The 19,216-nt window shown below is 71.3% G+C and carries 16 protein-coding genes; 10 read left to right on the top strand and 6 right to left on the bottom strand.

Annotation, left to right across the window (positions count from 1 at the left end):
• Nucleotides 1-52: 52 nt before the first annotated feature.
• On the bottom strand, nucleotides 53-1,696 hold the full coding sequence (locus tag DSC45_RS14955; protein WP_119291006.1) for an alkaline phosphatase D family protein: 1,644 nt from the start codon (nucleotides 1,694-1,696) through the stop codon (nucleotides 53-55).
• 133 nt (nucleotides 1,697-1,829) lie between these two features.
• Between DSC45_RS14955 and DSC45_RS14950 the strand changes: the two genes are divergently transcribed.
• The 3 genes from DSC45_RS14950 (at nucleotide 1,830) to DSC45_RS14940 (ending at nucleotide 4,235) form a co-directional block, all read left to right on the top strand.
• Nucleotides 1,830-2,600, top strand: a complete 771-nt coding sequence (locus DSC45_RS14950; protein ID WP_119291004.1) for an SDR family oxidoreductase — start codon at nucleotides 1,830-1,832, stop codon at nucleotides 2,598-2,600.
• A 129-nt stretch (nucleotides 2,601-2,729) separates the two neighbouring features.
• On the top strand, nucleotides 2,730-3,212 hold the full coding sequence (locus DSC45_RS14945) for a lamin tail domain-containing protein (protein WP_119291002.1): 483 nt from the start codon (nucleotides 2,730-2,732) through the stop codon (nucleotides 3,210-3,212).
• A 105-nt stretch (nucleotides 3,213-3,317) separates the two neighbouring features.
• Entirely contained in the window at nucleotides 3,318-4,235 is a 918-nt protein-coding gene (locus tag DSC45_RS14940) for a PhzF family phenazine biosynthesis protein (protein WP_119291001.1), read from the top strand.
• Between the two features lie 7 nt (nucleotides 4,236-4,242).
• Here the strand turns inward: DSC45_RS14940 and DSC45_RS14935 are convergent, their stop codons facing one another.
• Complete coding sequence (locus DSC45_RS14935) at nucleotides 4,243-6,270, bottom strand: elongation factor G (RefSeq protein ID WP_119290999.1); 2,028 nt, start codon at nucleotides 6,268-6,270, stop codon at nucleotides 4,243-4,245.
• Between the two features lie 248 nt (nucleotides 6,271-6,518).
• Between DSC45_RS14935 and DSC45_RS14930 the strand changes: the two genes are divergently transcribed.
• Entirely contained in the window at nucleotides 6,519-7,517 is a 999-nt protein-coding gene (locus DSC45_RS14930; RefSeq protein WP_162929229.1) for a DUF4436 family protein, read from the top strand.
• A 386-nt stretch (nucleotides 7,518-7,903) separates the two neighbouring features.
• Here the strand turns inward: DSC45_RS14930 and DSC45_RS14925 are convergent, their stop codons facing one another.
• The 3 genes from DSC45_RS14925 to DSC45_RS14915 all read right to left on the bottom strand — a co-directional run bounded on the left by DSC45_RS14925 (nucleotide 7,904) and on the right by DSC45_RS14915 (nucleotide 10,585).
• Nucleotides 7,904-8,635, bottom strand: a complete 732-nt coding sequence (locus DSC45_RS14925) for a DUF7873 family protein (RefSeq protein ID WP_119290995.1) — start codon at nucleotides 8,633-8,635, stop codon at nucleotides 7,904-7,906.
• A gap of 76 nt (nucleotides 8,636-8,711) precedes the next feature.
• Nucleotides 8,712-9,356 carry a LuxR C-terminal-related transcriptional regulator gene (locus DSC45_RS14920; protein WP_119290993.1) on the bottom strand — a complete coding sequence of 215 codons (645 nt, stop codon included), beginning with the start codon at nucleotides 9,354-9,356 and terminating at the stop codon, nucleotides 8,712-8,714.
• Nucleotides 9,341-10,585, bottom strand: coding sequence for a sensor histidine kinase (locus DSC45_RS14915; protein WP_119290991.1), 1,245 nt, complete (start codon nucleotides 10,583-10,585; stop codon nucleotides 9,341-9,343). Before DSC45_RS14915 ends, DSC45_RS14920 begins: the two co-directional genes overlap by 16 nt.
• A 176-nt stretch (nucleotides 10,586-10,761) precedes the next feature.
• On the opposite strand from DSC45_RS14915, the gene DSC45_RS14910 reads away from it, so the two are divergent.
• The 6 genes from DSC45_RS14910 to DSC45_RS14885 all read left to right on the top strand — a co-directional run bounded on the left by DSC45_RS14910 (nucleotide 10,762) and on the right by DSC45_RS14885 (nucleotide 17,738).
• Nucleotides 10,762-12,675 carry a serine hydrolase domain-containing protein gene (locus DSC45_RS14910; protein ID WP_119290989.1) on the top strand — a complete coding sequence of 638 codons (1,914 nt, stop codon included), beginning with the start codon at nucleotides 10,762-10,764 and terminating at the stop codon, nucleotides 12,673-12,675.
• Nucleotides 12,676-12,695: 20 nt separating this feature from the next.
• The gene (locus DSC45_RS14905; protein ID WP_119290987.1) at nucleotides 12,696-13,466 is read left to right on the top strand and encodes a helix-turn-helix transcriptional regulator; all 771 of its coding nucleotides are present in this window, start codon (nucleotides 12,696-12,698) and stop codon (nucleotides 13,464-13,466) included.
• A 228-nt stretch (nucleotides 13,467-13,694) separates the two neighbouring features.
• Nucleotides 13,695-14,750: an iron-siderophore ABC transporter substrate-binding protein gene (locus tag DSC45_RS14900; RefSeq protein ID WP_119290985.1), complete on the top strand. Its 1,056-nt coding sequence runs from the start codon at nucleotides 13,695-13,697 to the stop codon at nucleotides 14,748-14,750.
• Nucleotides 14,747-15,790, top strand: coding sequence for a FecCD family ABC transporter permease (locus DSC45_RS14895; protein ID WP_119290983.1), 1,044 nt, complete (start codon nucleotides 14,747-14,749; stop codon nucleotides 15,788-15,790). The genes DSC45_RS14900 and DSC45_RS14895 overlap by 4 nt, the downstream gene beginning before the upstream one ends.
• On the top strand, nucleotides 15,787-16,839 hold the full coding sequence (locus tag DSC45_RS14890) for a FecCD family ABC transporter permease (RefSeq protein WP_119290981.1): 1,053 nt from the start codon (nucleotides 15,787-15,789) through the stop codon (nucleotides 16,837-16,839). Before DSC45_RS14895 ends, DSC45_RS14890 begins: the two co-directional genes overlap by 4 nt.
• Nucleotides 16,836-17,738, top strand: coding sequence for an ABC transporter ATP-binding protein (locus DSC45_RS14885; protein ID WP_119290979.1), 903 nt, complete (start codon nucleotides 16,836-16,838; stop codon nucleotides 17,736-17,738). Before DSC45_RS14890 ends, DSC45_RS14885 begins: the two co-directional genes overlap by 4 nt.
• A gap of 75 nt (nucleotides 17,739-17,813) precedes the next feature.
• On the opposite strand, the gene DSC45_RS14880 is transcribed toward DSC45_RS14885, so the two are convergent.
• A complete protein-coding gene (locus DSC45_RS14880) occupies nucleotides 17,814-19,064 on the bottom strand; it encodes an MFS transporter (RefSeq protein ID WP_240434637.1) in 1,251 nt (416 codons plus the stop codon).
• Nucleotides 19,065-19,216: the final 152 nt, after the last annotated feature.

Genomic DNA, 19,216 nt, shown 5'->3' with positions numbered 1-19,216 from the left:
CTGCCAAGTGCCCGGCCCTGCCAAGTGCCCGGCCTTGTCAAGTGACCGGCTTTCAGGCCGGCTTGAGACCCGGGTCGCCGGCCTCGGTGACGAAGGAGGCCGCGGTGCTGATCGGCGCACCGGGTGTGGTGACGGCGGGGACCGTGTGGAAGTCGGCCCGCGCGCTCTCGGTGCCGAGCGTCACCGCCACGTAGCCGCGCCGCCCGTTGAAGAACTTCAGATGCGGGTTGGCCTTCATGTACGTGTCCCAGGTGTCGGGCTTCTCGGCGCCGTCCTTGCCGCTGGCGACGGAGGTGGCGACGATCTCGGTGCCGACGGTGCGGGAGTCCTGGTCGGCGAAGTCCGCCTTGATGTCGAAGGCGTAGCCGACGTGCACGTCGCCGGTGAGCACCATCAGGTTCTCCACACCGGCGGCCCGGGCGCCCGCGAGCACCCGCTCGCGGGAGGCGGAGTAGCCGTCCCAGGCGTCCATGCTGACCTTCGCCTCGGCGTTGAGGTCGAGGCGGCGCTCGGAGAAGACGACCTGCTGGGGCACCACGTTCCACAGTGCGCCGGAGCGCCGCCAGCCGTCGACCAGCCAGCGTTCCTGGGCGGCGCCGGTGATGGTCCGTGCGGGGTCCTGGGACTCGGGTCCCGGCACGTGCGCCTTGTCTCCGTAGGCCTGGTCGGAGCGGTACTGGCGGGTGTCGAGCACGTCGAACTGGGCGAGCCGGCCGAACCGCAGGCGCCGGTAGAGCTGCATGTCGGGGCCCTCGGGCCGCTGGGGCAGGCGCAGCGGCTGGTTCTCCCAGTACGCGCGGTACGCGGCGGCCCTGCGCAGCAGGAACTCCTCGGGCGGCACGTTGTTCTCGGGGTTCTCGGGGATTCCGCCCGCGTAGTTGTTCTCGGTCTCGTGGTCGTCCCAGGTGACGACGAAGGGGTGGGCGGCGTGCGCGGCCCTCAGGTCCGGGTCGCTCTTGTAGAGGCCGTAGCGCATCCGGTAGTCGTCGAGGGTGACGGTCTCGCGGTTGAAGTGCGCGGGCAGGGTGCGGTCGGTGTACTTGCGGGCGCCGCCCACCGCGTCGACGGCGTACTCGTAGAGGTAGTCACCGAGGTGGAAGACGACGTCGAGGTCCTCGTCGGCGAGGTGCTTGTACGCGGTGAAGTAGCCGTCGTGGTACGCCTGGCAGGAGACCGCGCCGAGCCGCAGTTCGCCGGTGCGGGCGCCGGCGGCGGGTGCGGTGCGGGTCCGACCGGCCGGGGAGACCCAACGGCCCGTACGGAAGCGGTAGTAGTAGACCCGGTCCGGGTCGAGGCCTCGCGCCTCCACGTGGACGGAGTGGCCGAACTCGGGGTGTGCGGTGGCGCGGCCGCGGCGTGCGATCCGCCGGAAGCCCTCGTCGCGGGCGATCTCCCATTCGACGGGGACGCGTGCGGCGGGCAGTCCGCCGTCCGGCTCGAACGGCTTCGGCGCGAGCCGCGTCCACAGCAGCGCGGAGTCCGGCGCGGGGTCGCCGGAGGCGATGCCGAGCGTGAACGGGTCCTCGGTGATGCGGCGGGCGTCGAGCTCGGCGGCCTGCGCGGTGCCCGGAAGGTTGGTGGCGAAGGCGAGTGCTGCGGCCGCTGCGGTGCCGGTGAGAAATCTGCGGCGGCCCAAGTGGCGTGCGGCGGCTCGCAGTTCGTCGCTGTGCCGGGTGTCCGGTGCTGCGGGTGTCATCTGCCCCTCCCCTGACGGCTGTTGTCAGCTGCATTGCAGTGCGAGGAGAAGGCGACGGCTTGGCGCGTACACAACACTCGGATGGCGGACAGATGATCCCTGCGTGCCTGCCGGTCCCGTACGCTGCCGGGCCATGAATGACGTACGTACACCAGTAGCGGTGGTCACCGGGGCGGGCTCCGGGATCGGCCGGGCGGTCGCCGTCGAACTCCTGCGCCACGGCTGGTCGGTGGCGCTCGCGGGGCGGCGGGCGGAGCGCCTGGAGGAGACGGCCCGGGTCACGGCGGGGGACGCGTCGGCCGGCGCGACGCTCGCGGTGGCCACCGACGTCACCGACCCGGACTCGGTCCAGGCACTGTTCACCGCCGCACGCGAGCGATTCGGGCGGATCGACCTGCTGTTCAACAACGCGGGGACGTTCGGTCCCGGCGGCGTGCCCTTCGAGGACCTCGAGTACGGGGCCTGGCGCCACGTGGTGGACACCAACCTGAACGGCGCGTTCCTGTGCGCCCAGGCCGCGTTCCGGCAGTTCAAGGACCAGGCGCCGCAGGGCGGCCGGATCATCAACAACGGGTCGATCTCGGCCCACGCGCCGCGCCCGGACTCCGCGCCCTACACCGCCACCAAGCACGCCATGACGGGCCTGACCAAGTCCCTTTCACTGGACGGCCGCCCGTACCGGATCGCCTGCGGTCAGATCGACATCGGCAACGCCGCGACGGACATGACCGAGCGGATGCAGACCGGGATCCCGCAGGCGAACGGTGAGACCGCCGTCGAGCCGACCATGGACGCGGACGACGTCGCCCGCACCGTCCGGCACATGGCGGACCTGCCGCTCGAGGCCAACATCCAGTTCGCCACGGTCCTCGCCACGAACATGCCGTTCATCGGCCGCGGCTGACCGGCCGCGGCCGGACTTCCAGCAATACGGCGCCCTTCGGGAGCAATTGACCCGAAGGGCGCTCAGCCCTGCCCGGACATGCCGTATATTCCTGTCCTCTTCACAGAAGCTCCACAGGAGGGGCACACTATGCGCATACGCTCGACCGGCACCGCTCTGCTCGCGGTCTCGGCGCTCTCGGCCTCACTGCTCGCCGTCTCCCCGGCGGCCGCAGCACCGGCCGCGGCCAAGGCCCACCAGGGCGGCCTGCACTTCGGTCACATCCAGTACGACAGCCCGGGCGCGGACCGCGGCTCGAAGAGCTCGCTGAACGCGGAGTGGGTGAACATCCACAACAACACCCGCTCCCGTATCCAGCTCAAGGGCTACAAGATCAAGGACAACACCGGGTACACCTACAGCTTCGGCAGCTACCGCATCGGCGCCGGCAAGACGGTGAAGGTCCGCACGGGCAAGGGCACCAACGCCTCCGGCGTCCGCTACTGGGGCCGCGGCTGGTACGTGTGGAACAACGCCGGCGACAAGGCCCGCCTGATCAAACCGAGCGGCGCGACGGCCGACTCGTGCAGCTGGAAGAAGAAGCCCGGCCGCAGCGGCGTCAACTGCCACTGAGCTCCGAGGGCCTGACCGGCCCGCCCGGTGGTACGTCCCGAGCGCGCGCGGGACGTACCACCGATCCACGGGAATGCTCACGCGTACCGGACGGTTCTCCGCAGCATGAATGCCCCTTCCGGGCCCGCGGCCCCTCAGCAGACCTCCGCCCTGGCCGAATCAGAGGTGGACGTGCTGCGGTACACCGCCTTCAGCTCCGACCCGGCCGGCGGCAACGGCGCCGGCGTGGTGCTCGACGCGTCCCCGCTCGACGACGACCGGATGCTCGCCATCGCGGCCGAACTCGGTTACAGCGAGAGCTCGTTCCTCACCCCGCCGCCCGCGGGGCTCGGAGGCGAGCCCGGCCGCTCGTACACCCTGCGGTACTTCAGCCCGAAGGCGGAGGTCTCCTTCTGCGGGCACGCGACGGTCGCCGCGGCCGTGGCTCTGGCCGAGCACGGTGCCGGGCCCGGCGACTTCCTGTTCGCCACCCAGGCCGGTCCGGTACCCGTCACGGTCGCCGAGGTGGACGGGGAGCTGCGCGCCACCCTCACCAGCGTGGAACCCGAGGTGCGCGACGTCGCACCGCAGGACCTCACCGAGGCGCTCGCCGCACTCGACTGGGCGGTGACCGACCTCGACCCCGCCTTCGCACCGCGAATCGCCTACGCCGGTGCCTCCCATCTGGTGCTCGCCGCCGCGACCCGGGAGCGGCTCGCCGATCTGGACTACGACTTCGCCCGCCTCGAGGCCCTGATGCAGCGGCTCGGCCTCACCACGCTGCAGCTGGTCTGGCGTGCCTCGGCGTCGGTCTTCCACGTACGGGATCCGTTCCCCGTCGGCGGTGTCGTCGAGGACCCGGCGACGGGTGCCGCTGCCGCCGCCTTCGGCGCCTATCTGCGTGAACTCGGGCACACCGCCGAGGAGTCGGAGCTGACCCTGCACCAGGGCGAGGACCTGGGCCGTCCAGGACTGCTCACCGTGACCCTGCGCGCCGGAGACCCTCGGGTGCGGGTGAGCGGCGCGGCCACCGCGCTCGACTGACCGGCGGTCACCGGCCGCCCGTCACCCGGCGGACGCGCTGGAGCAGGTACTCCTTGCGGTCCAGCGGATTGTGGTCGGTGCGGGGCCGCTCGGGGCGCGGCCCACACACCGGCGCGTAGCGTGCGAACGACGAATCGATCACGCCCTCGCCGCGGGTCAGGCCCGGCAGCCGCTGCTCGAGCTCATGCACCCGGGCTGCCGGCACCTCCCCCTCCACCATGCCGAGGGCGCCCGCGAGCTCCGGTGCGCCGGGCACCGCGCCGAGCCGCCCGAGTACCGGGAGCAGCGGCCCGACACAGTCCGCGGGCAGTTCGACACGGAATCTCAGCAGCGGCTCGTGCACCACGGTCCCCGCCCGCCGCAGCGCCTCCATCAGGACCAGCGGCGTGAGGTTCCGGAAGTCGCCGGAGGTGGTCGACACGCTGTCGTACGCGCAGTGCGTCATCGTCACCCGGCAGTCCGTGACCTGCCAGCCGTACAGCCCCTGCCGGAACGTCTCGTGCACGGTCTCCTCGACCGCCCGGAAGAACGAGTACGGCATCGAGCCCAGTTCCACGCCAAGACCGAACGTCACGCCCGACCCGTCGGGCCCCGGCTCGACCCGCAGTCCCACGGTGGCGAGGAACGGATGGGAATCCTGGTGCGGCACCTCGAGCGCGCTGCCCGTGCCGGCCGGTCGCTCGATGCACAGGGTCGCCGACTCACAGAACCGCACGCCGATCCCGAACTCGTCGGCGAGCGTGGCCTGGACGACCTCCTTCTGCACCTCGCCGTACAGCGAGAGGGACATCTCGTCGCGTACGTCGTCCCGCCGGAGGTCGATCAGCGGGTCCTGCTCGGCCAGTCTGCTGAGCGCCAGATGCAACGCGCCGCGGTCCTCGCGGCGCAGTGGCTGTACGACGGTCTCCAGGGTGGGCGGCGCGAAGTGCTGCGCCTCGACGACGTCGTCCGGCTCGGACGGCTCGTGGTGTCCGGGGCGGGCGCGCGCCGATTGCAGGCGGTCGCCGATCCGCGCGTCGGCCAGTCCCCACAGCTGTGCGATCCGGCCGGCGTCCGCCTCGCGCCGTGGCACCACCGCGCCCTGCTCGAAGACCGCGAGCGCGGTGACCTTCGCCTCCCCGCCGGACGGCCGGGGCGTGCCTCCCGGTGCGTGGGCGCCGCGCAGCCGTACGCGGTCGCGTACCCGTACGGTGCCGGCCGCGACCCGGACGCAGGCGATCTTCTCGCCGGCCGGGCCGCGCTCGATCTTGAACACGCTGCCGTCCAGCGGGGCGACCGGGTCACCGTCACCGGCGGGCAGCAACGTACGGATTCCGGCGGCCAGTTCGGCGGTTCCCGCGCCGGTGACCGCGGAGCCCGCGTAGAGCGGATGCACCTCGCAGCGCCCGGTGCCCGCCGCCAAGCCGTCGCGCAGACGGTCGTACGGAACGCGCCTGCCCTCCGCATAGGCGGCGAGCAGTTCGTCGTCCCGCTCGGCCAACACCTCGGTCAGTCGCTCGTGGAAGGCGGCGTCGTCCTGCTCGTAGGGCGCGCAGGTGGCATCGGCCGTGCCCGCGCCGGCGACGGCTCCCATCGCGACGACCGGTGTCCGCAGTCGCTCGGTGATCTCCCGCCGCACCTCGTCGGGGCGCGCGCCGCGGCGGTCGATCTTGTTCACGAAGATCAGCGACGGGATGCCGAGACGGCGCAGGGTGCGGTGCAGGATGCGGGTCTGGGCCTGTACGCCCTCCACCGCGGACACCACGAGCACGGCGCCGTCGAGCAGGCTGAGCACCCGCTCGACCTCCGCGATGAAATCCGGGTGCCCCGGGGTGTCGATCAGATTGACCGTACGGCCGCCGAGAGCGAACGAGACGACCGCGGATCTGATGGTGATACCGCGCCGGCGTTCAAGATCCAGCGAATCGGTGAGTGTGCTTCCCCGGTCGACGCTGCCGATCTCCCCGGTCACCCCGGCGAAATGCAGCAGGCGTTCGGTCAGGCTTGTCTTACCGGCGTCGACATGGGCGAGAATTCCGAGATTGAGCGTCTGCACGAAGCGACATGTCCTTTGCGTGGCTGGTCATTGCCTGCTGGGGGGACATGGACGCTGCTCGCATGACACGCTCCTGGTGGGCGGGAACCCGACGGTAAGTGCCCCGGCACATCGCCGGCGGCCGGGATATTGCAGCAGGATTCGCCGATGCGCGGCAAGCGGATTTGGGCCGCGGCCCGCCGCTCGCCCCTCACGCCGCCGGAGCAGCGGACATGGCGGACCGGCCCTGTGTGGCCGAGGATCTTGGCATGCCCTTGCGTCCCCGTCGCGGCCCGCCCGTCCCCGCCAGTGGGGCCGCCTGGTCGCGCGGGATCATCGGGCTCCTGGTGCTGCTCCTGGTGTGCGCCACCGGGATCCTGCTGTACCTGAACGAACGCGACACCCGGCAGAAGTCGGTCACCGTGGGCGCGGGCCCCGGCACCCGGGACCGCGTCGAGGTCAACGCGGACGTGCAGCGCACCGACCCGGAGACGCGGACCGTCACGCTCGAGCTGACCCTGGACGCCAGGGGCCGCTACGGGGACGGCTCCGGCGGCCCGGCCGACGACATCACCCTGATCACCGACTCCCCCGACCACGAAAAGCTCGAGGTGCCCGCGAAGACCGCCGCCTGGCGCAAGGGCGTCACGCTGCCGCTGAGCGAAGGCACGGCGTCGGACTACCCGTTCGACCGCTACCGCACGGCGCTCGCCGTGGGGGCGACGGTCCACGGGCGGCAGATTCCCGTGACGCTGCACATCCGCGACCTGGACCCGGCGTTCCTCGTCGGCCCCGACTCGACGTACTACACCGAGCAGGTCGCGGCGGTGGACAGTGTGGTGCAGCGGTCACGCAGCACGTTCATCCTCGCCTGGTTCATGATCGCGGCGATGTGGGCGGTGGCCCTCGCGGTCGTGGGCGCCTGCTGGCTGGTCGTACGACAGCGCCGCGGTCTGCTCTGGCCGGCCCTCGGCTGGATGGCCGCGAGCCTCTTCGCCCTGGTCGGCCTCCGTAACGCAGCCCCCGGCAATCCGCCCAACGGCTGCATCCTGGACTACGCCGCCTTCTACTGGGCGGAGGCCCTGATCGCGCTGAGTCTGACCCGTCTGGTCCTGCACGGGGTGCTGGTCGAGCACCGCATCGGCGGTCCGGTACCGCTCCCGGCGGCGCCGGCGGATCCCGCGCCGCGCCGCCCGCGGCCACGCCCCCGCCGGGTCCCGCCCGGGATGCGCCCGCGAGCCCATGACAAGCGGCGCGGGAGAACGTGACGGAGCCCGGAAGCATATCCAGCTTCCGGGCTCCTGAGTTGCCACCCAATTGCACACACCGGCGGCTTTAAAGAGCCGCGGATCATGCTGAGACCGACGTGTTCTGCCTTTGAACTACCGCGCCACGTAAGAGGCGCAGGAGGGACTTGAACCCCCATCCGTCGATGTTCGTCCACGCTCGGTCGATCCGGTGTTCGGCAGCGAATACTGAGACTGGAGCGAGAATCTGAGATTCATGGGGCCGCCTCTACCGATTGGGCCACCCCGGCCTGTGTGCCGGGAGAGGGACTCGAACCCCCAACTGACACCCCTTTTCAGCTTCAACTTCAGTTTCAGCTTGCGCATTTCGCGCACCCTCCTCGCTCAAAAGGAGGGGGAATGCGGGGCTACCCGAAGAGGTAGCCGAAGACCGCGTCGCCGATCCGCTGGTCGGTGACCTCCACGCCGTTGGCCTCCTCGCGGGCGAACTTGACCGCCTGCTGCAACTTCTCGACGCGGCCGAGCAGTTCGTTCACCCGGCGGGCCGGCAGTGCGCCGGAGAACTTCACGGTCGTCCAGTACCCGACCGGGATGTCCTCGTAGTACACCTCGACCTGCGCCGGGTGCTGCTCCGTGGCCTCGGCCTTGACGTGGTTGCGCGGGACCTTCTTGGTGCGGATGGTGCGCACCGCGTCGGTCTTCCAGGAGTCCGTCGACGGGTCGAGGTTCCAGGACTCGGAGGCGTCGAGCACCGGGAGCTTGCGCACGAAGGTGTGCAGATCGGTGAGCTGCTTCTCGAGGAAGAGCAGATACGGCACGGGGACCTGCGGCAGCAGCACCGTGCCGTCCACGACGATGTCGGCGGCGGCGGTGCGGTTCGCCCAGTCCTTGGTGGCCGTGACGTCGAAGAGCCGCGTCAGCGTCGTCGCCGTCGCGCGCAGCACGTCCTCCGCCTTGACCTGCACCCGGGTGGACTCGGGCGGCAGTTGCTCGCCCTCCTCGTCCTTCGGCTGGTACGTCCGCGAGATCCCGGCGAGCAGCGCGGGCTTCTGGACGTCGTGGTGGGCCTGGGTCAACTCCTGCAGAGACTTGGACTTGACGCCCTTCTCCACGGCGATTATCTGATTCAGCTTCGGCACACGCCGAACCTAACAGCCGCGGTGTACGGACCACATCAGGTTTTCCGCGCCACCCGGCACGGCGGAGCCTCAGACCTCACCGCAGATACGCGAGCACCGCGAGCACCCGCCGGTTGTCGTCGTCGGACGGCGACAGGTCGAGCTTGGCGAACATGTTGGACGTGTGCTTGATGACCGCTCGCTCCGTGATCACCAGGCGTTGCGCGATCGCCGCGTTCGACCGGCCCTCGGCCATGAGCGCCAGCACCTCCCGCTCGCGCGGGGTGAGCCGTGCCATCGGCCCGCTGCGGTGTGTGTCCTTGGCGAACAGCCGGGCCACCACGTCCGGGTCCATCGCGGTGCCGCCGCCGGCGACCCGCCGCACCGCGTCGATGAACTGTCCGGGTTCGAACACCCGGTCCTTGAGGAGATATCCGATGCCGCCGCTGCCGTCGGCGAGCAGTTCGCGCGCATAGAGCTGTTCCACGTACTGCGACAGGACGAGCACCGGGAGGCCCGGCACCTGGCGCCGGGCCTCGAGGGCCGCCTGCAGCCCTTCGTCGGTGAAGGTCGGCGGCAACCGTACGTCGACCACCGCCACGTCCGGCCGGTGCTCGATCAGCGCCTGCAGCAGGGCAGGGCCGTTGTCCACGGCGGCGACCACCTCGAAGTCGTACGACTCCAGGAGCCGCACCAGGCCGTCCCGCAGCAGGAACAGGTCTTCGGCTAGGACAACGCGCATCGCACTTCCATCGTCACAGTGGTCGGTCCGCCGGCCGGACTGATGACGGAGAGTACGCCGTCGAAGCTCGCCAGACGGCGCTGGATGCCGCGGATCCCGGTGCCCCGGCTCGGGTCCGCGCCGCCGCGGCCGTCGTCGGTGACCCTGCCGTGCAGCGTGCCGTCCGCGTACCAGAGGTCGATGATGACGGTGTCCGGGGCGGCGTGCTTGGCCGCGTTGGTGAGGGTCTCGGAGACGGCGAAGTAGATCGCGGACTCGACCGGTGCCTCGGGGCGCCCGGACAGGTCGGCGTTGACCGTGACCTCGAGCGGGCTGTCGAGGGCGAGGGCCCGGACGGCGTCCGCGAGGCCGCGGTCGGCGAGTACCGGCGGGTGGATGCCGCGGATCAGGTCGCGCAGTTCGGTCAGCGCGGTGGCCGAGGCCTTGCGGGTGTCGGCGAGGATCGCGCCCACCGCTTCGGGGTCCTTGGCGAGGAGCTGCTCCGCGACGCCGAGGTTCATGCCGAGGGCGACCAGGCGGGCCTGCGCGCCGTCGTGCAGGTCCCGCTCGATACGGCGCAGTTCGGCGGCCGAGCTGTTGACCGCGTCGCTGCGCGTCTCGGTGAGCTGCTGGACCCGCCGGGTGGTCAGGGTGGGCGCGAGCAGCTTGCGGGCGAGCGCGGCGTGCGAGCGCAGCGTCCAGGGGCCGATGGCGAATCCGGCGAGCAGGCCGAGAAGTCCGACGCCGGCGGCGTACCAGGCGGTGGTGAGGTCGGTGACCCGGACGAACAGGTACCAGTTCTCGCCCCCGTTCGCGTCGATGATGGGCCGGTAGATCGCGGGCATCAGCACCCCGGCGAGTCCGCCGAGGACCAGCGAGACCGGCAGCAGGGCGAGGAGGATCCCGGCCACCGGGTTGACCAGCGTCCAGCCGAGGTCGCGCCAGGTCGCGGGGTCGGTGAGGACCCAACGGGTGTACTGCAACCGGCCCTTGAGGCCCGGACCGCGCTCGGGCGCCGGCAGGTACGGCTCGGGGATCGCGGTCCCCGACCAGCGCCCGGCCATCCGGCGCGAGACGTTCACCGTGGCGCGCAGAGCCACCGCGAGAACCGGCACGAGCAGCACGCCGAGGCCGATGCCCAGCAACGCGACCCCCGTGACGAAGAGGATGAGGAGGACGAGTTCCGCCAGTGCGACGGGCACTGCGGGCAGCCCCCTGACCGCGGTGCGGATGCGTGTGCCGAGTGTCATCGTCCCAGTCCCCTCCCCGAACGGCGCGCCGCCGTTTCCCGGATGATGATTCTGTCGGGTCGACCGCACACCGCACACGGGACCTCGGTACCCGATGCGGAGGGTGTACCCAAGTCCCCTACGGACACCACCGAGGGCCATTCTGCGCCGCGGCGGCGCGGGCTTGACTCGACGGCATGACGAATCGACAGCGGCTCACGGCCGCTCTGCAGGCGCTTCTCCTCGTCACTCTCGTGGCACTGGGCACCGCGGGCACGGCGCGGGCGGCGGAGGCGGACCCGGCCGACGGGTCGCTGTCCGGCGCGCTCGACCGCCTCGTGCGGCGCCAGCTCGCCGACTACCGGATCCCTGGCGCGGCCGTCGTGGTCGTCGAGGACGGCCGCCAGGTGTACGCCAAGGGCTTCGGGGTCGCCGACGCCAGTCGGGGCGCGAAGGTGGACCCGGCGGGCACCGGCTTCTTCATGGCCTCCGACGCCAAGGTGTTCACCGCCGTCGCGGTGCTGCAGCAGGTGGAGAAGGGCCGGCTCGACCTCGGCTCGGACGTCAACCGGTACCTCAAGGGCTTCCGGATCAAGGACAGTTACCCCGGCCGCCCGGTGACCGTACGCGACCTCCTGATGCACACGGCGGGCTTCGACAACGCCGTCGTCGGGCTGGCCGCGCGGGAGCCGGAGACCGGCACCTCGCTGGGTGAGAGTCTCGCCGAGAACCAGCCGCGGCGGGTACGCCCGCCCGGTGAGACCGCCAGCTACGACAACTACGGTGCGGCGCTCGCCGGCCACCTGGTGGAGACGGTCTCCGGTACGCCGTTCGCCCGTTACGTGGACCGCTCGATCCTGCGCCCGCTCGGCATGGACCGCACCAGCTTCGCCCAGCCGCACCCGCGAGCGATCGACGCGGCGCTGGCCCGCGGCCACCGGCCGGACGGCGACGGGCAGGCCACTCAGCGCGGCCAGTACGGCGCCTGGTCCCCGACCGGCGCGGGTGCCGTCACCACGGCCTCCGACATGGGGCGGCTGATGAACGCACTGCTGTCGGGCGGCGGCGGGGTGCTGCGGCCGGGCTCCAACGCGTCTTTGCTGAAGCGGCAGTTCGGCAACGACAAGCGCCTCCCGGGCCTCGGCTACCTGCTCGAGGAGCGCGTACGCGGCGGGCAGCGGATGCTGGTCAAGGACGGCGACCTGCCGGGCTTCCACGGGAACCTCGCGCTGCTTCCGGAGCGCAGGGCCGGTGTGTACGTGGTCTACAACGGCGACGGCGAGGACGGCCGCGCCTTCCACGCCGGCCGGCAGGTGGCCGAGCTGTTCGCCGATCACCACGGCGCGCGCGACGGCGACACCGCCCGGCGCTCGGCGTCCTTGGCGGACGTGGGCCGGTACGCGGGCAACTACCGCTCCACGCGCACCAGTTCATCGGACCTGAGCCGGGCGGCCGCGCTCACCGGATCGGTGCGGGTGAGCGCCGGCCCGGACGCCACCTTGACCACCGAAGGCCCGCTGTCGAGCGACCCGGACGTCGTCGAGCAGCACTGGGTGCAGGTGCGCCCCGGTCTGTTCCAGGAGAAGGGCGGCCAGGAGCGGATCGCCTTCCACGACGGCACCCTGTCCGTATCCTCCGACGCGTCCGTGGCGTACGAGCGGCTGCCCTGGTACGAGTCTCCGACCCTGCACCAGTGGGCACTGATCGTCTCCCTCGCCGTGCCGGCGCTCACCGTGGTCCTGCTTCCCGTCATCGTGCTGGTGCGCCGGCGCTCGGGGCGCCAGCCGGCCGGTGCCCGCGCGGCCCGTATCGTCGGCTGGGTCACCGGGGCACTGCTCACGGCGTCGACGGTGTGCTTCGTCCTCCTGATCGCCGACGGGAACGCGCTCGACGAGGCGATCATCCTGGGCGATTCGCCGCTCCTGACACTGGTGCCCGCGCTCACCGCCGTTGCGCTCGCCACCACGGCCGCGATGATCGTCTGCGCGGTCCTGGCCTGGCGCCGCCGCTGGTGGCGCCTCACGGGCCGTCTGCACTACACCTGCCTCACCCTGGCCTCGCTGGTCTTCCTCGGACTGTGCGCCTCGTACCGGCTCGTCTGGCTGGGCTGACCCGCCCTACCCTGGTCGGCATGCGCGTGACCAGGGAACTGCCGACTCTCGCCGCCGGCGAGGTGGACGTCCCCTTCGTGATCAAGAGCTACGAGGAAGTCGCGGTCACCGACATCGCGTGGAACGAGCACTCGCACCCGTGGCACGAACTGCTCTGGAACGAGAACGGCGCGTCCACGGCCGTGGTGGGCTCGAAGGTGTGGTGCATCACTCCGGCCCTCGGTCTGTGGATGCCGGCGGGGCAGCTGCACTCCGGCTCGGCGGTCTCGGGCACCACCTTCCGGGCCCACTTCTTCCGGCACGGCACGGTGTCGGCACTGCCCGATGCTCCGGTGGCCGTGGACATCACTCCGCTTCTGCGCCTCCTCCTCGAGCGACTCGAGGAGGAGGACCTGTCGCCGGACTCGCGGGCCCGGACGGAGGCCATGGTGGTCGACGTCCTGCGGCCGTCGCAGCGGGGCCTGCTGGTGCAGCTGCCCACCTCGTCACTGCTGCGGCCGATCGTGGACGCGGTGCGGTCCGACCCCTCCGACCAGCGGACGCTGACCGGCTGGGCCACCGCGCTGGGGTGCAGTACGCGCACGCTGACCCGCGCTTTCCGGACCGAGACGGGCACGAGTTTCGCCCGCTGGGTCGCCTCGGTCCGCGCCCAGCACGCCGTACAACTCCTGTCCCGCGGGCACGAGGTGGACGTGGTGGCCGACGCCGTGGGCTACCGCTCGGCGAGCGCGTTCGGGGCCGCCTTCCGGCGGACGACCGGGACGACGCCCGGCAGGTTCCGGTCGTCCTGAGCGGCAGCTCGCGCGGACGCCGGGCGACCACCGGTGTCCCGATCGCTACAAAGCCTGTCACGAAGGCTTGATTGAAACGCGGACACCCGATCCTTACGCTACCGAGGTAAGGCTTACCTAACCCCCTTTACACGTGTGGTGCCCTGCTCCCACGCCCCGAGCCGGACCCACGCGGGTCCTCGGGCGTGAGCGTCGACGGCATCCGGACCGAGAGTGAAACCCGGGTCGATGAGAACACCCCGCCTTCGCGTGCTCGCCCTCGCGGCAGCCCTCCTGTTCGGCCTCACCGCCTGTGGCGGCGACAGCGGAGACGAGGCCGACACCAAGGCCGCCGGCTCCTCCGGCCAGTTCCCGATGAAGATCAAGCACGCGCTCGGCACCACCACGGTGCCGGAGAAGCCCAAGCGCGTCGCCACCGTGAACTGGGCCAACGACGAGGTGCCGCTCGCCCTGGGCGTCGTACCCGTCGGCATGGCCAAGGCCACCTTCGGCGACGACAACGGCAACGGCGTACTGCCCTGGACCGAGGACCGCCTCAAGAAGCTCGGCGCCAAGACACCGGTCCTGTTCGACGAGACCGACGGCATCGACTTCGAGGCCGTCGCCGACACCAAGCCGGACGTCATCCTCGCCTCGTACTCCGGCCTCACCGAGCAGGACTACGAAACCCTCAGCCAGATCGCACCCGTGGTGGCCTACCCGGAAGCGGCCTGGGCGACCCCGTGGCGCGACATCATCCGGATGAACAGCAAGGCCATCGGCCTGGCCGACAAGGGTGACGAGCTGATCACCGACCTCGAGGGGCGGATCGACAAGACCGTCGCCAAGTACCCCCAGATCAAGGGGAAGTCGGCGATGTTCATGACGCACGTGACCTCCAAGGACGTCAGCGAGGTCGGCTTCTACACGACCCATGACACCCGCACCCAGTTCTTCACCGACCTCGGCATGAAGATCCCGGCCAGCGTCTCCGGGCCGTCCAAGTCGACGAAGAAGTTCGTGCTCACCAAGAGCGCCGAGCACATCGACGCCTTCGACGACGTCGACATCGTCACCGGCTACGGCGACGACAAGGGCAAGCTCCTCAAGGCGCTCAAGGGCGACCCGCTCACCTCGAAGCTGTCCGCCGTCAAGCGGGACTCGATCTACCTGCTGCCCGGCGCCACCCCGCTGGCGACCGCTGCCAACCCGACGCCGCTGTCGATCCCGTACGTCCTCGACGACTACGTGAAGGCACTCGCCAAGGCCGCGGACAAGGTGGACAAGGCGGAAAAGAAGGGGTGACTCTCACCGAAACAGCACGCCCGTCGGACGCCGCCCCCGTGCGGCGTCCGGCGCGTGTGCGCGTGATCTGGCTGCTCGTGGTCCTCGCGGTGCTGCTCGCGGTCATGACGGCCTCGCTCGCTCTCGGCTCGCGCGGAGTCGGCTGGGCCGACGTGTGGTCGGCGCTCGGCGGCGCGGACCAGACCCTGGCGGAGGCCGCGGTCGCCAAGCGCGTACCGCGCACGCTGCTCGCCGTCGCCGTGGGTGCCTCGCTCGCCCTGGCCGGTGCGGTCATGCAGGGAGTGACCCGCAATCCGCTCGCCGACCCGGGGATCCTCGGCGTCAACATGGGCGCCTCGCTCGCCGTGGTCACCGCCATCGCGTACTTCGGCCTCGCGTCGGCATCCGGATACATCTGGGTGGCGATGGCCGGGGCGGCGGTGAGCGCGGCCTTCGTGTACGCCGTCGGTTCGCTGGGACGTGGCGGCGCCACACCGCTCAAGCTGGCGCTCGCCGGCGCCGCGATCTCGGCCGCGCTCGCCTCGCTGGTCAGCGCCGTCGTACTGCCGCGCGCCGATATCTCCGGCACCTTCCGGATGTGGCAGGTCGGCGGCGTCGGGGGCACCTCCTACGCGCAACTCGGCGGAGTGCTGCCGTTCCTCGCCGTCGGCATCGTGCTCTGCCTCGCGTCCGCACGGGCCCTCAACTCCCTTGCTCTGGGCGACGACATGGCCGCCGGTCTCGGTGAGCGGGTGGCGCTCGTACGGGCCGTCGCCGCGCTCGGCGCCGTGGTGCTGTGCGGCGCGTCCACCGCGGTCGCCGGACCGATCGGCTTCGTCGGCCTCGTCGTGCCGCACGCCTGCCGGCTCCTCGTGGGTGTCGACCACCGCTGGCTGCTGCCGTTCGCCGCGCTCGGCGGTGCCGCCCTGCTCACCGCCGCGGACGTGGTGGGCCGGATCGTGGCACGGCCGTCCGAGATCGACGTCGGGATCGTCACCGCGATCATCGGCGCCCCCTTCTTCATCCATGTCGTCCGCCGACAGAAGGTCAGGTCCCTGTGAGCGCCCCCGCCGTCAGCGCGCCGTCGACGCTGCGGAACGTCACCCGGGCCCGGGTCCGCGGCGCCTACCGGCGACGGCTGATCGCCCTGACGCTGCTCGTCCTCGTCGTCGCCGCGTTCCTGGTCTCCCTGATGGCCGGGCACACCTACTACCCGGCCGGCGACGTACTGCGGGTCGTCATGGGCGAGGACGTGCCGGGCGCGTCCTTCACCGTCGGCACACTGCGCCTGCCGCGTGCGGTCCTCGGCATGGCCGCGGGCTTCAGCTTCGGCATGGCGGGTGTCACCTTCCAGACCATGCTGCGCAACCCGCTGGCGAGCCCCGACATCATCGGCATCACCTCCGGGGCCGGAGCGGCGGCGGCCATCGCCATCGTGACCTTCTCGCTCGGCGGCACCGACGTTTCGGTGGTGGCGATCGTCGCCGCACTGGCGGTGGCACTGCTCGTCTACACCCTCGCGTTCCGCGACGGTGTCGCGGGCACCCGGCTGATCCTCATCGGCATCGGCATCGCCGCCCTCCTCGACAGCATCACCTCGTACGTCCTGTCGCAGGCCGGCGAATGGGACCTCCAGGAGGCGATGCGCTGGCTCACCGGCTCGCTCAACGGCACCACCTGGGAGGAGACCGCGCCCGCCGCCCTCGCCCTGCTCGTACTCGGGCCGGTCCTGCTGCACCAGGGCCGCAATCTCAGTGCGCTGAGCCTGGGCGACGACACGGCTTCCGCGCTCGGCGTCCGCGTCGAACGCACCCGCCTCACGGTGATCATCGCGGCCGTCGGCCTGATCGCCTTCGCGACGGCCGCCGCAGGACCCATCGCCTTCGTCGCGTTCCTGTCCGGGCCGATCGCCGCCCGGCTCGTCGGGACCGGCGGATCGCTGCTGATCCCCGCCGGGCTCGTCGGCTCGCTTCTCGTGCTGTCCGCCGACTTCACCGGCCAGTACGCCTTCGACACCCGGTACCCGGTCGGTGTCGTCACCGGGGTGCTCGGTGCGCCCTACCTCGTCTATCTGCTCGTCCGTACCAACCGGGCCGGAGGCTCGCTGTGACCGCGTCCCACTCCCTGTCCACCGAGGACCTCACGCTCGGCTACGGCGACCGTGACGTCATCGAAGGCCTCGACCTGACGCTCGCTTCCGGGCGCATCACGGTGATCGTCGGCGCCAACGCCTGTGGAAAGTCCACCCTGTTGCGCTCGATGTCCCGGCTACTGGCTCCGCGTACGGGACGGGTCCTCCTGGACGGCAAGCAGGTGCACCGGATACCGGCCAAGGAACTCGCCCGCACCCTGGGCCTGTTGCCCCAGTCACCGGTCACGCCCGAGGGCATCACCGTCCTCGACCTGGTCGGCCGGGGCCGCCACCCGCACCAACGCGCCTTCTCCCGCTGGACGACGAAGGACGACGAGGCGGTCGCCGCGGCCCTGGAGGCCACCCACACCACCGACCTGGCGGACCGTTCCGTCGACGAGCTCTCCGGCGGCCAGCGCCAACGCGTGTGGATCGCGATGGCGTTGGCCCAGCAGACGGATCTGCTGCTGCTCGACGAGCCGACCACGTTCCTCGACATCAGCCACCAGGTCGAGGTGCTCGACCTGCTGACCGACCTGAACCGGACCCGTGGGACGACGATCGTCATGGTCCTGCACGACCTGAATCTGGCCGCGCGTTATGCGGACCGGCTCGTCGCCCTCGCCGCGGGGAGGCTGCACGCGGCCGGCACCACCGGCGAGGTGATGACCGAGGAGACCGTACGGACTCTGTACGGCATGGAGAGCCGCGTCATCGAGGATCCGGTCTCCGGCAAGCCCCTCGTCCTGCCGATCGGCCGCCACCATTCCTCGGCCGGGGAGCCTGAGGAGACGACAGCGCAGGACGCGGCTGCGGGGGACACACAGGCGAAGGACACGGTCGGTCGGCAGCACGCACCGTCGGGCGGGAGTCGCTGAGGCACGTCCGGGCGTATGGCCGGCCCGGTCCCGCCGCACCACGCGCGGCCGAACCGCCCCCGGTGGCAGGCGTGTTCAGTGGTCCGCCCGCGTCAGCCCCCGCACCGAAGGGATCGCCAGCATCAGGGCACAGGTGACCAGTGCCAGGACGGCGGCCACGCTCAGCAGCGGCACCGTACCGACGACGACGGCGAGCGGTCCCGCCACCGCCTGCCCGATCGGCTTCATGACCAGCGAACCGGCCGCGTCGTACGCGTGGACGCGGCCGAGTACGTCCTGCGGGACGTGCGTCTGCACACTGGTGTGGAACATGACGCTCCAGAACGCCATGCCCACGCCGCTGCCCGCGTAGCAGGCGGCGATGACCGGTGCGGGAAGGCCGAGAGCGACGGACAGCGGCATCAGGGCCCACAGGGTCATGGCGACCGCTCCGGCCCGCAGGGGGTGGCGTGGGCGGAGCCGGATCGCGACGATCCCGCCCAGCACGCTGCCCACGCCCAGGGCCGACATGACGAGGCCGAACACGGATTCGCCGTAGTCGGTGACGAGGGTGCTGTTTCCGAGGGTCAAGGTGGGCCCTGCGCCGGCCAGTTGCCAGAGCATGAAGACGACGATGACGCTCCACAGCCACGTCCTCGACCGGAACTCCCGCCATCCCTCGACGAGATCGGCCCGGAACGACGTCGCTCCGTCGCGCGGGGCCGGGCCCATCGGGACCGACCGGAGCTTCAACAGGCAGGCGCCGCTGGCCGCATAGGTCAGTGCGTCCAGGGCGACCACTGTGGCCGGTGCGGACACCACCAGGAGCAGCCCGGCCAGCGACGGTCCGATGACGACGGTGACGGACTCCGCGATACGCAGCGTGGCGTTCGCCTTCTGCACGTCGTGGGCGATACGCGGGGTGATGCTGGCGACTCCCGGCTGGAAGATCGCGCCACCCGCCCCGATCAGGGCCAGGAGCACCAGGATCTGCCACAACTGCGGCGTCCCGAGGAGGAACAGCAGGGCGAGCGCCCCTTGGGAGCACAGCCGGGCCGCGTCGGACACGACCATCAGCCGCCGGGCGCCGAAGCGGTCGGACAGGACGCCGCCGAAGATGATCAGCGCGGCGAACGGCCCCACGAGGGCCGCCAGCGCATAGCCCACACCACTCGTCCCGAACCCGGCCCGGATGACCGCCGCCGTGACCGCGATGGGCAGCATCGAGTCGCCCAGCAAGGAGGTGGTGCGGGCGGTGAAGAACAGCCGGAAGTCCCGTGTCCACAGCGGTGGATCGGGCGACTGCTCTTCGACGTGCAGACCACCGGCCGTCTTGGCGCCGCCCACTGTGCGTTCCCCCTGTGCTCCTGATCCCCGTCCGAGGCGACACTTTCCTGCCCCACGGCCGCTCGGTCAACGGAATAGATGCGGGGAGCGCCACGACACACGGGGGCGACCAACTCGGCTGCTGGGCCGGCCGAGTTGGCGCGCCCGCCTCC

The sequence above is a fragment of the Streptomyces sp. YIM 130001 genome (assembly GCF_003574445.1).
In the GTDB taxonomy this organism is placed as follows: Bacteria; Actinomycetota; Actinomycetes; order Streptomycetales; family Streptomycetaceae; genus Streptomyces.
The sequence above is the reverse complement of the archived record's forward strand: the minus strand, read 5'-3'. Positions and strand labels throughout refer to the sequence as shown.